This is a genomic window from Dellaglioa sp. L3N (assembly GCF_054941095.1).
Map to the genome: position 1 here is coordinate 1,027,808 of NZ_CM142928.1, position 13,822 is coordinate 1,041,629.

Sequence of the window (13,822 nt, forward strand, 5' to 3'; positions counted from 1 at the left end):
TTCTCCTCTTACTTATACTAATGAAACTTTTATAAATGAACTAAAACTATTAACTATTTTAAAATTACTCAACAAATTCAAATGAGAATTTATCAATTCTTACAATATCGCCACTTTTAGCACCACGTTCACGTAAGGCATCATCAACACCCATACCACGAAGTTGACGTGCAAAGCGCATTAAACTTTCGTCTCGATCCATGTTCGTCATTTGATACAAACGTTCTAATTTTTCACCAGAAAGAACCCAAGTTAAATCTTCATCCCTATTAATAACAAAATCAGGCGCTGATTTTTCTTGTTCTTTTTCAAAGTCATAGATTTTTTGTTGTGCTTCTTGTTCTTTCATGTTTAATGTTGGGAACATTGGTGTTTCTTCCAATAAATCACCAGCCACATTCATTAATGTCTTAAGACCTTCACGTGTAATAGAAGACGTTGAAAAGACACGAGGTACTTCTTCTAGTATAGAATCCTCTGCTAATTGTTTTTTAAATTCTACTAATTGTTCAGTAGCGCCTGGCATATCCATTTTACTTGCAACAATCAATTGAGGACGTTCAAGTAATTCAGGATCATAGTTTTCCAATTCTTTATTAATCTTAAGATAGTCATCAAATGGATCGCGACCTTCTTCAGGGTTCATATCAACTAAATGAAGGATAACACGAGTCCGTTCAATATGGCGTAGGAACTGAATCCCTAAACCAACACCTACTGAAGCACCTTCAATTAAACCAGGTAAATCGGCAATAACAAAGTCACGATTATTATCTAAACGAACCATCCCTAAATTAGGAGATAACGTTGTAAAATGATAATCAGCAATCTTAGGTTTTGCACTTGTGACAACTGAAAGCAGTGTTGATTTACCAACAGAAGGAAATCCAACTAAACCAACATCAGCTAAAACTTTTAATTCAAGTTGAATTTTACGTTCAACTCCTGGTTCACCATTTTCAGAAATTTCTGGAGCTGGATTCTTAGGGCTAGCAAATCTGATGTTACCACGGCCACCACGGCCACCCTTAGCAATGACAGCATAATCCCCTTTATGTACGAGATCAGCAATAACTACGCCAGTTTCAGCATCTTTAATGGTTGTTCCTTCTGGTACTTGAACTCTTTTATCAGGTGCACCATGTCCATGCATCCCTTTAATCATTCCTTTTTCACCAGATTCTGCTCTGAAATGCTTACTATATCTGAAATCCATTAAGGTTCTTAAGCCTTCATCTACTTCAAAGACAATGCTACCACCACGGCCACCATCGCCACCGGCTGGGCCACCCATAGGTACATATTTTTCTCGACGAAATGCAACCATTCCGTCTCCACCCTTACCAGCTTTTACTTCAATTGTTACTTGATCTATAAACATAGAATCACCTTTTCTTTCCGTTTAACTACTAACTTACTATTTTAAAGAAGAAAAGGTCATTTGTCTATGCATTTACTTAACTCTTTCATAAATTCAAGCCAATTTCTCATAACTAAACTTTTTAACTGTTTTTGACTGATTTTTGTTGATTTTGAATGTTTTATGTGTTATTTTCATTTATAAGGAGTTGAGAAAGTGCTTACAATTGAAAGATACCAATTTATCAGATCTGAAATTGACAAACATGGTTACGTTAAATTACAAGATATTTGTCATCGTTTAAACGTCTCAGAATCAACTGTTCGCCGTGATTTACAGCAACTTGAAACTGATGGCGAATTACTTAGAGTCCATGGTGGCGCACAAAGTAACCGATTATTAAAAGTGGAAGCAAATTTAGAAGATAAATCTACATTAAATATATCAAATAAAACTGAAATTGCTAAAACAGCCGTAAAATTAATTCAGCCAAATAATGTCATTTTCCTTGATGCTGGCAGCACAACCTTTGCAATGATTCCCTACTTGAACCAAATTGACGATTTAACTGTTGTCACAAACGGTGTGAATCATGCACTCTCACTTGCCGAATACAATGTTAAAACCATCGTAATTGGTGGGCAAGTTAAAGCAAATACAAAGGCTATTGTTGGTTCTGGCAGTATTGAAACGGTCAAAAACCTTCAATTTAATTTAGTTTTTCTTGGTATGAATTCAATTAATCTTGATTTTGGGTTTAGTACACCAGATTCTGAAGAGGCTGCAGTAAAAGTGGCTGCAATGAATCAAGGACGACAGACTTATGTTTTAGCTGATAGCTCTAAATTTAATCAAGTTTCATTTGTTAAAGTAGCAGATCTTAATCACGCCATCATCATTACCGATAAATTACCAATCAATGATATTGACGACTATAAAAAACAAACAACTATTCAGGAGGCCCTCTAAATGATTTATACAGTAACAATCAATCCTTCTATCGATTACATCGTCCAATTAAATCAATTAACGCTTGGCGAAGTCAATCGAATGGATTACGATACCAAATTACCAGGTGGTAAAGGCATTAACGTGTCACGAATTCTAAATGAATTATCTCAACCAAATAAGGCTCTTGGATTCATTGGTGGCTTCACAGGTGAGTTTATCAATTCAGCTTTACAAGCCAATCATCTTGATACTCAATTTACAAAAATCAAAGCTGATTCAAGAATTAATATCAAAATTAAATCTGAACAAGAAACTGAAATCAATGGCAAAGGCCCTCAAATTTCAGATGATGAAATTAAAAATTTCACTAGCCAATTTAACACTTTAACGTCAAATGATACAGTCATTTTGGCTGGGAGCTTGGTCCCTAGCCTATCTCAAGATTTTTATTATAACTTAATTAAAGTCATTCGTTCTAAAGGCGCCCAATTTGTCATTGATACAACTGGCGAGGCATTATTAAAAACAATTGGTGAAAAGCCTCTTGTCGTCAAACCCAATCATCATGAATTAGCTGAATTATTTGACGTTACTTTAAATAGTATCAGTGACATCGTTAAATATGGCCAGAAACTATTAGAATTAGGTGCACAACATGTTTTAATCTCAATGGCTGGTGATGGTGGTTTATTAATCACAAAAGACGCTGTCTATAAGAGTAATGCACCTAAAGGGACCGTTATTAATTCAGTCGGTGCTGGTGACTCAATGATTGCCGGCTTTACGGGTACCTTCGCAAAAACCAGTGACCCTGTTGAAAGTTTTAAATACGGACTTGCCTGTGGTTCTGCAACCGCATTTTCTGAAGATATTGCAACTATTGACAAAATCAATGAAATTTTACCACAAATAAAAATTGAAAAAATATAACTTTTAAAAGGAGTTTTACACTATGGACTTAAATGAATTATTACTTAAAGATGTCATGATCATGGATCTTCAAGCAACAACGAAAGCCGAAGCCATCGATGAAATGGTTCACAAATATTTTGAAGCCGGCATTATTGATGATGAGGCGCTTTACAAACAAGATATTTTAAAACGTGAAGCACAATCAACAACAGGTATTGGTGAAGGAATTGCCATGCCACATGCAAAAAACAAAGCGGTTAAACGCGCAACTGTTTTATTTGCTAAAAGCAAAGCTGGTCTTGATTATGAATCACTTGATGGTCAACCTACGTTCTTATTCTTTATGATTGCAGCTCCTGAAGGCGCAAATAATGCTCATCTTCAAGCGCTAGCTGCTTTATCTAGTTTATTAATTAACCCTGATTTAGTTGCTAAACTCAAAACAGTTACCACTCCTGATGAAGTACAAGCTGCCTTCACTGCTGCTGAAAACGAAAAAGAAGCTAAAGAAGTTGCCGCACAATTAGCTGCTAAAAATAATGATGCTAAACCTTCAGGTAATCCCTACGTTGTCGCAGTCACTGCCTGCCCTACTGGTATTGCACATACTTACATGGCCGAAGCTGCTTTGATTAAACAAGCCGAAGAAATGGGCGTTGATATTAAAGTTGAAACAAATGGCTCCGAAGGTATTAAGCATCTTTTAACCGACGAAGAAATCAGTCGTGCAGCTGGTGTCATTGTTGCCGCCGATAAAAAAGTTGCCATGGATCGATTTGATGGCAAACCATTAATTAATCGTCCGGTTACTGACGGTATTAAAAAGCCAGAAGAACTAATCAACAGTGCAGTGAGTGGCAAAGCCCCTATCTATCACGCTAAGGGAACTGATGCTGCCGAAACTGAGACAGAAACTTCAGGTAGCGTTTGGAATGAAATTTACAAGAACTTAATGAACGGTGTCTCACATATGCTCCCATTCGTTGTTGGTGGTGGTATCTTAATGGCTCTTTCATTCATCGTTGAACAATATGTTCCCGGTGGTTCAAAATCACAAGCCTTTGTCTTCTTAAATGGCATTGGTAACTATGCTTTTGCATTCTTAGTTCCTATCTTAGCTGGATTTATTGCTATGAGTATTGGTGACCGACCTGCTCTTATGCCTGGTATTGTTGGTGGCTACATGGCTAACTTTGCTGCTGCAAATGTCATTAAAACTGAATCCGTTTCTGGTTTCTTAGGTGGTTTAGCTGCTGGTTTCATTGCTGGTTACGTTGTTGTTGGTCTTAAAAAACTCTTTAAAAACTTACCTAAATCATTAGATGGTATGAAGCCTATCTTAATTTATCCAATCTTATCTCTACTGATTGTCGGTGCTATCATGTTCTTCATGATTAATCCTGTCTTCGCACAAATTAACCATGTCTTATCAGATTTCTTAACACACATGGGAACAGCTAATGCCGTGCTAATCGGAACAATCCTAGCCGCTATGATGGCTATCGATATGGGTGGTCCATTTAATAAAGCTGCCTACACATTCTCAATTGGTGTCTTCACTTCAACTGGTGATGGTAAAATGATGGCTGCTGTTATGGTCGGTGGTATGATTCCACCTCTTGCAATTGCTATTGCATCAACATTCTGGAAAAATAAATTTTCTGAAGACGAAAGAAAAGCTGGTTTATCTAACTATATTCTTGGTATTTCATTCATTACTGAAGGTGCCATCCCTTACGCCGCATCAGATCCACTACATGTCATTACATCTAGTGTCATCGGTGCCGCAATTGGTGGTGGGTTGAGTCAATTCTGGAACGTTTCCGTTCCTGCACCTCATGGTGGTCTTTGGGTAATTGCCTTAGCAACAAATAAAACATTCTACTTACTTTCTGTTTTAATTGGTGCCGCAATTGCAGGAATTATCCTTGGTATCTGGCGTCCCGTTGCAAAAGAAAATAAAAAATAATTTGTTCAATCTCGAAGCGTTATCAGTTGAAACTGGTGAGGCTTCTTTTTTTATCTGAAAACCAAAAGGACTTATTCGGTATCAATTGCTGATATCGAATAAGTCCTTTTATTAGTCTATAAAGATAATTTTATCGTTTGTGCAACTGTTTTCGAAATTCCTAAGCCTTGTAAGTCTTCCATTGAAGCCTCTTTAATATGTTTCATCGAACCAAATTCTTTCAATAATTTAATTCTCGTTTTGGGGCCAACTCCTTGAATTGAATCCAAGCGTGAACTCAATGAATGTTTTGAATGAACCTGACGATGAAAGGTAATCGCAAATCGATGGACTTCATCTTGAATTCTTTGCAAAAGATAAAATCCCTCACTCTTTGGATCTAACGACAATCTTTGATCAGCCTCACCAAACATTAAATCAGATGTCTTATGTTGATCATTTTTAACCATCCCTGCCACAGGAATCATCAGATTTAACTCATTAATTAATATATCTTTCGCAGCCTCAATTTGAATTTCAGCACCATCCATTAAAATCAAATCAGGCATGGGCTTACCTTCTTTCAAAAGACGCGTATAACGTCGACGAATAACTTCACGAGTACTTGCCGCTTCATCCGCATGATCGACCGTATTTAGCTTATATTTACGATACTCGCTCTTCTCAGGCTTACCATCAATAAAACTAACCATCGCTGAAACTAAATCGGTTCCTTGGATATGTGAATGATCAAAGGATTCAATGCGATGTCCCTCTGGAATTCCCATAGCATCAGTAATTTCTTTCATAGCTCCAACTGTTTTGCGTCCATCTAATTCTAATAATCTAAATTTTTCTTCCAGCACGAGTCGTGCATTTTTCTTCGCTAATTTTAGAAGTTCACTTTTTTGACCACGCTGTGGTGTCCGAATTGGAACTTGTAAAATATCAGATAAGACAGCTGTGTCAATACCTGCTGGAACAAGAATTTCTTTAGGTAATACATTATTTTTCCGATTGTAAAATTGAAGAATGAACGTTGCCATTTCTTCTTCAGGTGTTGTCACAATTGGAAAAAGTCTTTTTTCTCGTTTCATTAATCGTGCTTGTCTGATAAAGAAGACTTGAATTGATAACCACCCTTTATCAAGATAAAAGTTAAATAAATCACGTGGTGTATGATCATTGGAAATAATTTTTTGTTTCTCAACCGTCACCTCAATAAAATGAATTTGGTCACGTAATTCGGCAGCACGTTCAAATGATAATTCATCCGCTGCGTTAACCATTTCTTTTTTGAGTCTTTGTTTGGCCACTGTTACATTGCCATTCAGGAATGATTTAATCTTTTTAATTTGTGCCTCATATTTTTCATGTGGCACTTCTTTAAAACAAGCACCCAAACATTGCCCCATATGATAATACAAACACGGACGTTTCTGAAATCCATTACATCTTCTCAAGGGATAAACTTTCTGTAAAAACTGTAATGTTTCCTGTGCTGCATACACATTGGGATAAGGACCAAAATAAAACCCACCATCTTTATTGACTTGACTGACAATTTGCATCATGGGATCTTTTTCGTTTGTAATCTTAATATAGGGGTAGCCGGTACCCTTTTTTAATTTGATGTTGTAATAAGGCTGATGCTTTTGAATTAACGTAATTTCTAACAGAAATGCTTCTTTATCCGTTGACGTAATAATCGTTTCAAAATCAACAATTTGCGAAACTAATTTGGCTGTTTTACCTTCGTGTGCACTTTTAAAATAAGACCGTACACGATTTTTCAAATTTTTTGCTTTACCAACATAAATAATCTGACTATTTAAATTTTTCATAATATAGCATCCCGGTAACGCCGGCAATAATGCTAACTTATTTTCAATATGCTCTGAAGCCAATCAACGCACCTTCTTTACAATAATAAATACTAATTAATTATACCCCGAACAACTGTTTGAATAAAGAAAATAGATTCCAAGTAAACGAGGCGTCTACCTGAAATCTATTTATTATAATATTTTTGATAAAAAGTCTTGAGCACGTTCTGAGGTTGGATGATCAAAAACATCTTCTGGACGGCCCTTTTCTTGAATATAGCCTTGATCCATAAACCAAATTTGATCGGCTACTTCTCTAGCAAAGCCCATTTCATGAGTAACGACAACCATTGTCATGCCATCGCTAGCTAATGTTTTCATCACCTTAAGGACTTCCCCAACCATTTCTGGATCTAAAGCTGATGTTGGTTCATCAAATAATAACACTTCTGGATCCATCGCCAATGCTCTAGCAATCGCAACACGTTGTTTTTGACCACCGGATAAGCTATCAGGATATTGCAACGCTTTATCCGCCAAACCAACCTTGTCCAACAAATTGGTAGCAATTTTGGTTGCTTCTTCATCTGAAAGACTCTTAACTTTCATGGGGGCTAATTTAACATTCTCAATCACATTCATATTTGGAAATAAATTAAAGCCTTGGAAAACCATACCCATTTTTTCTCTTAATTGATTTAAGTCTTTTTCATTTAGACTCGTCAAATCTTTACCTTCAAAAAGAACATTTCCTGAGGTTGGCACTTCAAGTAAGTTTAAACAACGTAAAAATGTACTTTTACCGGATCCAGACGGTCCAATAACACAAATAACCTGCCCTTTATCAACTGACTCAGAAATATCTTTTAAAACAGTATTTTTTCCAAAAGATTTCATTAATTTATTTACTTCAATAATCTTAGACATGTTTCATCTTCCCTTCAAAGTAATTTAATAATTTAGATAAGCTAAACGTTAAAATAAAATAGAGTAACATTGCAACAAAAATCGGTGCAATTCCTTTATAAGTAGCTGATTGAACCATCTTCATTTGGTAAATTAAATCGGTCACACCGATAATCGATACAATTGAACTTTCTTTGATTAAAGTAATAAATTCATTTCCCAAGGCTGGCCAAATATTTTTCACCGCTTGTGGAATAATAACTGATTGATAAGTCTCTTTCTGTGAGAGTCCCAAACTTCTTGCTGCTTCCATTTGACCTTCATCAATAGAAGCTATTCCCGAACGAATCACTTCAGCGATATAAGCACCTGAATTAAGCGACACAGCTATGATTCCTGCAAGCAATGCCGGAATATTGACAAGCATCCCAATACCAAAGTAGACGAACATAACTTGAATCATTAACGGTGTCCCACGCACAAATTCAATATATGAGACGGCAATAAGTTTGATAACCTTATTTTTACCTAAACGCATAAGTGCCAACAACGTTCCTAATATAACACCCACAAAAACTGAAATGGCCGTTATTAGTAACGTATAGCCAACTCCTTTTGCAAAATATTTCCAGTAATGAATCATTGTATTGTTTGACGTATTTTTTGTTAAATACTGACTTGCTTCTGGTAAATAAGTTTTATTAATTAAATTTTTCTTTTTAATTTCTTTAATTGATTTGTTTGCGGCCGCTACCAGCGTAGGTGAATTTTTAGCAAATCCAGCTGCAGCACCTTTTGCATCTGGTGCTGAGACGAATCCTGGGTTAACTACTGCTAATGAGCTATCATTTTGAGCGTAGGCTTTAGCAGTTGGTTCTTCCATTGTAACCCCTGCTACTTTGCCACTTTTAAGTGCTAAAATTAAATCTGTAACTTTAGCTAGGCCTTTAATCGTTACATTTTTGATTTGCGCCTTACTCATTGTATATTGAAGTGAACCAGTTTGAGCACCCACCGATAGATTAGAAAAATCATTCAATGTTTTGTATTTTGCTTTATCAGCTTTGTTAACCAGCATCATTTGTTTCCCATTATAATAAATATTTGAAAAATCAATACTTTTTTTACGAGCATCTGATGGATTCATACCTGAAATAACCATATCGATTTTATGCGTTTCTAAACCAACCAGTAATGAATCAAAATCCATTTTTTTGATGACCAACTTAACGCCAATATCTTTAGCAATTTTTTTTGCTATTGAAATATCAAATCCAACAATCTTATCATTACCATTAACTGTTGTTTGAAATTCATAAGGTGGATAATCTGGACTCGTTCCAAGTACTAATGTTCCCTTATCCTTAACATCCTGTAATGATGTGTCTGTTGCAGCATTTACTTGATTCATACCAACTAACATCATGAAAAATGTAATGAGAATACTTATAAGCCATTTTTTATTTATTTGCACAATCTTACGCTCCTTTTTCAATTTCTCTTATTAGTGAATAAATTGATTATATGCTATAAAGATTATTTATGCAATAAACTGTATTAAATAATCTGTTTTATGCATAATAATATTGATTGAAGCGCTTTTTATGCAGCAATTAGCTATCTTGTATTCATTTTAATAAACTGTTATCCTATATTTACATAAGGAGGTTACCATTATGAGTTTAAAAATCCAACGACAAGACAATTTAGAAAGTTTATTTGATAAATTTGCAATTGATCCTAAAGAACCTGCCAAAGTTGACCTAAAATCTTCAAAAACAGAAGAAAAACCTGAATCTGATACCAAAGATTCGAAAACGAAAAAATAAAAAAATTCCGATAAGCAATCAACTTATCGGAATTTTTTTATTTTTTGAATCCGTCTGGATATCTTTTATTTAATTTTAAAATATTATCTTTTGCAACATCATCAAATTCAATATCGGCCCATTCAGCAATTTGCGATAAGTACCAAAGAACATCGCCCATTTCCTTAGTTAATTTAACCTTATCTAATTCTCGACCTTTAAAAGTGTAGTCCTTAATCAAATCCACTAATTGTCCGCCTTCAGCTGCGACACCCAAAGCACAATTAGTTAAAACTTGTTCAGTTCCATATAGTGTTCGATTTGCTGCTTCTTGATAGTCATTAAATTCCATTTTCTTCTCCTAAGTTTGCATGCTTTTCAATCCACTGCCAAACTTCTTCTTTTCCAGATTTATCTTGAGCCGAGAATAAAACAAAATCATCCTCAGGAGTTAAAGACAACGCGCGACGAATGACACTTTCGTGTTGATTCCATTTACCACGAGAAATTTTATCACTTTTTGTTGCAACAACCAATACTGGAATATCATAATAATGAAGAAAATCAACCATTTGAACATCCAATTTCGTTGGTTCATGTCGTGCGTCAACTAACGAGATAACGCCTCTCAACGTTGTGCGTTCTGCCAAATAAGTTTCAATCATTTGACCCCATTTTGCACGTTCTGTTTTTGATACCTTCGCGTATCCATATCCTGGAACATCCACGAAAAATAATTTTTGTTCAACGTTATAAAAGTTCAACGTTTGCGTTTTCCCCGGTTGACTTGAGGTTCTCGCATAACTTTTACGATTAATTAACGTATTTATTAATGATGATTTTCCAACATTAGAACGCCCTGACAATGCAATCTCAGGCATCCCATCTGTTGGATACTGCGCTGGTGCAACGGCACTCATAACTAGTTCAACATTATGAACATCCATATTAAACACCTTCCTTTCAATACTCAAACTATTTTACCATATAAAAATGTGTTCATGTAACTTAATCTGAATCAAAAAAAGCTTTACAACATCGAACCAAAATATCCGAAGTTGTAAAGCTTTTATTTTGTTGCTGCCATTTGAATAATCCAGACCATTTGCATTTCAGCATGTGCGACTACATCAGTAGTTAAAATCTGAACTAACGTATTGGGCCAATAAAATAAATATTCCCCGCTACTATCTTTTGCGTTTGTCGATAAATTAATCGAATCCCCAGAAATTAAATTGCCGTAAGTCTCTGGTATATTCTTTAATCCTGCCTGTAATTCTGGACAAAATAAATCAACATGTACAATATCATTTGACTTAGCTTTTAGTCTACCTCTTAACTGCCAAGATGGCGTTAACCCATCTGTAGCAACAATTTGTAAATAAGGCGATTTCATATTATTACTATCAGAATAAATATGGTACCCTGACTCACCTTCTTCAACATGTGAGTTAACCGTAGTGGGTAGTGTACTATACCCATACAAAATGTCCGCAGACACCATCTTAGCCGTCACAAACATGTTGAAAAATAAAATAAATAATAATATTAGAAATCTACTTATCAGCTTTTTTCTTATCAACGTATCTTTTAATAAGGAAGAAGATTAAGATGACTAAGATTGCAAGACCAAGACCTAAAGCAACATACCATAATGGATTTGTTGGTTTTTTAGGATCAGCAATGGCTTTTTTATTATACTTGCTAGCATCGTCATTTGTAATAGTAAAGTTCTTATCGAATCTCCAAGTATGCTTACCACTTGTTGCTACAGCTTTTAATGTATAATCTCCAGCTTCTAATTGACCTTTATCATAAAGCATTGGAAAATTAAAATGTGAATTTGGTGCCATTGATAAGTTCTTTAATGTTGTCTTCTTCAAAACTTTTGAAGAACCTTTTTTCGTAATTTCAGATTTGATTGTTAACTTAGGAATAATAACGGCTGTATCATTTTGGAATACAGGAAATACCCCTTTACGATAATTTCTCATACCAGCTTTAACTGATAGTAAGTTCATATTTGGTTCAACCGTTTTCTTTTCTAAAATTTTAATTCCGATTGCATATGAATAAGCATTTGAAATTGAAATTCCTTTTGCCTTGCTACTCGTCTTAGCTGAATTATCAACTTTTTCAAAGTACCAACTACCTAAAAGAACACCATTAAAGCTGTTTTTAGGCATTGTAATTGTTGCCTTAACAACTTTACTCCCCTTAGCAGGAACAGTCACTACACTACCTGAATCTAGCTTAGTAAGTGATGCTAAAGGATATTTCATTGATTTATCAATATTTTTCTTAGCTAATTTTTTAGTATATTCAAGTTGACCATTATCATTCGTAGAAGCTGTGTAAACAGCGTTACGAATTTTTAATGCCTTATTTGAAGAATTAAAAATCTTAACTGAAATTGTTTCCTTTTCTTTAGCATCCAATTGCATATCAAAGTAAGATTGTTTCAAGCTTGCTTTAACTTGCTTGTCAGATTGAATACTTTGAACACTATATCCAATATTATTTGCAGGAGCCTTAGCTTCAACAGATTTGTTGAATAATCCAAGTCCACCCAATAATGCCCCAGAAAATCCAAATAAAATTGCCTTTTTTAATATTTTGTTCATGACGTCCACCCTTTATTATTTATTAAAATTATTAACCTAAAATTCATTATACTACACTTAACGTTCACAGCTATATCTTTTTTTGAGGGTGTACTCACTTTTTTTGAACATCCAAATAAATATACCTTCACTTAATTTCCCGATTTAAGATGCTGCCTTCTCGTTACCTTTAATTATTACAGGTCCTTGTGTTTGATCAACCGTTGCCTTAGTAATAATGACGCGAGTAATGTCTTCATGACTTGGAATATCAAACATCACATCACGCATTGTTTCTTCAATGATTGAACGTAATCCACGTGCACCGGTGTCTCGTTTAATAGCAAGTTCAGCAACGCGTGATAATGCCTCAGGTTCAAACTCAAGCGTTACACCATCTAACTCGACAAGTTTCGTATATTGTTTAACCAAAGCATTTTTAGGCTCTGTTAAAATTCGAACCAAATCTTCTTCTTTTAATTCCTCTAAAGCAGTCATAATTGGTAAACGACCAACAAATTCAGGGATTAGGCCAAATTTCAATAAATCTTCTGGAATAATTTGTTGCATAATACTATTGTCTTCATCAACCGTTTCAGCAGAGCTAACTTCAGCACCGAACCCAATTGTTTTATCGCCTAAACGATTTTTTACCATTGTTTCAATTCCGGCAAATGCACCACCAACAATAAATAAAATATTTTTAGTATCTATTTGAATTAATTCTTGTTGTGGATGTTTACGGCCACCTTGAGGCGGAACACTTGCAATTGTACCTTCAAGAATTTTCAAAAGAGCTTGTTGAACACCCTCACCTGAAACATCTCGCGTAATTGAAACATTTTCACTTTTCTTAGCAATCTTATCAATTTCATCAATATAAATAATTCCTTTTTCAGCTTTTGCAACATCGTAATCTGCACTTTGCAATAATTTCAAAAGAATATTTTCAACATCTTCACCAACGTATCCAGCTTCAGTTAAAGTTGTCGCATCTGCAATTGCAAATGGGACATTTAAGATTTTAGCTAAACTTTGAGCCAAATATGTTTTACCTGATCCTGTAGGACCAACTAAACAAATATTACTTTTTTGTAACTCTGTTTCATCATCACTATTTTCTTCAACATCAAGCATATGATTAACTCGTTTGTAATGATTATAAACAGCTACTGACAATGTTTTTTTAGATTGTTCTTGTCCAATCACATAGTTGTTAAGTTTATTCATGATAGCTTGTGGTTTTAAAACAAGTAATGGTTCAGAATCCATTTGTTCTCTAAATTCTTCATCAATGATTTCTTTACATAAATCCACACATTCGTTACAAATATATACGCCTGGTCCAGCGACAATTTTCATAACTTGATCTTGTGACTTACCGCAAAAGGAGCAATTTACGGGTCCGCCTTCTTCAGTATTTTCGAACATTTTACCACCTCATATTTTTCAATTTCTTTTATTTTAATATATACATTCTATCAAATTTAGCGATATTTCGCGAACAT

The 13,822-nt window shown here is 34.9% G+C and carries 13 protein-coding genes; 4 read left to right on the top strand and 9 right to left on the bottom strand.

Features of this window, described 5'->3' with window-relative positions; all coding sequences use genetic code 11:
• Positions 1-64: 64 nt before the first annotated feature.
• Entirely contained in the window at positions 65-1,381 is a 1,317-nt protein-coding gene (gene obgE, locus ACVPPR_RS05175) for a GTPase ObgE (protein ID WP_462303808.1), read from the bottom strand.
• Positions 1,382-1,576: 195 nt separating this feature from the next.
• Between obgE and ACVPPR_RS05180 the strand changes: the two genes are divergently transcribed.
• From ACVPPR_RS05180 to ACVPPR_RS05190, 3 genes are read left to right on the top strand one after another with little or no spacing between them, the layout of a single operon-like run.
• A complete protein-coding gene (locus tag ACVPPR_RS05180; protein ID WP_462303809.1) occupies positions 1,577-2,329 on the top strand; it encodes a DeoR/GlpR family DNA-binding transcription regulator in 753 nt (250 codons plus the stop codon).
• On the top strand, positions 2,330-3,241 hold the full coding sequence (pfkB, locus tag ACVPPR_RS05185; protein ID WP_462303810.1) for a 1-phosphofructokinase: 912 nt from the start codon (positions 2,330-2,332) through the stop codon (positions 3,239-3,241). It begins immediately after the preceding gene.
• Positions 3,242-3,263: 22 nt separating this feature from the next.
• Positions 3,264-5,192: a PTS fructose transporter subunit IIABC gene (locus ACVPPR_RS05190; RefSeq protein WP_462296876.1), complete on the top strand. Its 1,929-nt coding sequence runs from the start codon at positions 3,264-3,266 to the stop codon at positions 5,190-5,192.
• 116 nt (positions 5,193-5,308) lie between these two features.
• On the opposite strand, the gene uvrC is transcribed toward ACVPPR_RS05190, so the two are convergent.
• From uvrC to ACVPPR_RS05205, 3 genes are all read right to left on the bottom strand, one after another.
• Entirely contained in the window at positions 5,309-7,078 is a 1,770-nt protein-coding gene (uvrC, locus tag ACVPPR_RS05195; RefSeq protein WP_462296875.1) for an excinuclease ABC subunit UvrC, read from the bottom strand.
• Positions 7,079-7,189: 111 nt separating this feature from the next.
• Positions 7,190-7,924, bottom strand: a complete 735-nt coding sequence (locus tag ACVPPR_RS05200) for an amino acid ABC transporter ATP-binding protein (protein WP_462296874.1) — start codon at positions 7,922-7,924, stop codon at positions 7,190-7,192.
• Positions 7,917-9,329, bottom strand: a complete 1,413-nt coding sequence (locus tag ACVPPR_RS05205; protein WP_462304805.1) for an ABC transporter substrate-binding protein/permease — start codon at positions 9,327-9,329, stop codon at positions 7,917-7,919. Before ACVPPR_RS05205 ends, ACVPPR_RS05200 begins: the two co-directional genes overlap by 8 nt.
• Before the next feature lie 250 nt (positions 9,330-9,579).
• Here ACVPPR_RS05205 and ACVPPR_RS05210 point away from each other — a divergent pair, with 250 nt between their 5' ends.
• A complete protein-coding gene (locus ACVPPR_RS05210; protein ID WP_462296873.1) occupies positions 9,580-9,732 on the top strand; it encodes an SPJ_0845 family protein in 153 nt (50 codons plus the stop codon).
• A gap of 37 nt (positions 9,733-9,769) precedes the next feature.
• On the opposite strand, the gene ACVPPR_RS05215 is transcribed toward ACVPPR_RS05210, so the two are convergent.
• The 5 genes from ACVPPR_RS05215 to clpX form a co-directional block, all read right to left on the bottom strand.
• The gene (locus ACVPPR_RS05215) at positions 9,770-10,063 is read right to left on the bottom strand and encodes a nucleoside triphosphate pyrophosphohydrolase family protein (RefSeq protein WP_462296872.1); all 294 of its coding nucleotides are present in this window, start codon (positions 10,061-10,063) and stop codon (positions 9,770-9,772) included.
• Positions 10,053-10,658, bottom strand: a complete 606-nt coding sequence (gene yihA, locus ACVPPR_RS05220) for a ribosome biogenesis GTP-binding protein YihA/YsxC (protein ID WP_462296871.1) — start codon at positions 10,656-10,658, stop codon at positions 10,053-10,055. The genes ACVPPR_RS05215 and yihA overlap by 11 nt, the downstream gene beginning before the upstream one ends.
• Positions 10,659-10,780: 122 nt before the next feature.
• On the bottom strand, positions 10,781-11,233 hold the full coding sequence (locus tag ACVPPR_RS05225) for a hypothetical protein (RefSeq protein WP_462297476.1): 453 nt from the start codon (positions 11,231-11,233) through the stop codon (positions 10,781-10,783).
• Between the two features lie 34 nt (positions 11,234-11,267).
• Positions 11,268-12,335, bottom strand: coding sequence for a DUF916 and DUF3324 domain-containing protein (locus ACVPPR_RS05230; protein ID WP_462297475.1), 1,068 nt, complete (start codon positions 12,333-12,335; stop codon positions 11,268-11,270).
• A 144-nt stretch (positions 12,336-12,479) separates the two neighbouring features.
• A complete protein-coding gene (clpX, locus tag ACVPPR_RS05235; protein WP_462297474.1) occupies positions 12,480-13,745 on the bottom strand; it encodes an ATP-dependent Clp protease ATP-binding subunit ClpX in 1,266 nt (421 codons plus the stop codon).
• Between the last annotated feature and the right edge of the window lie 77 nt (positions 13,746-13,822).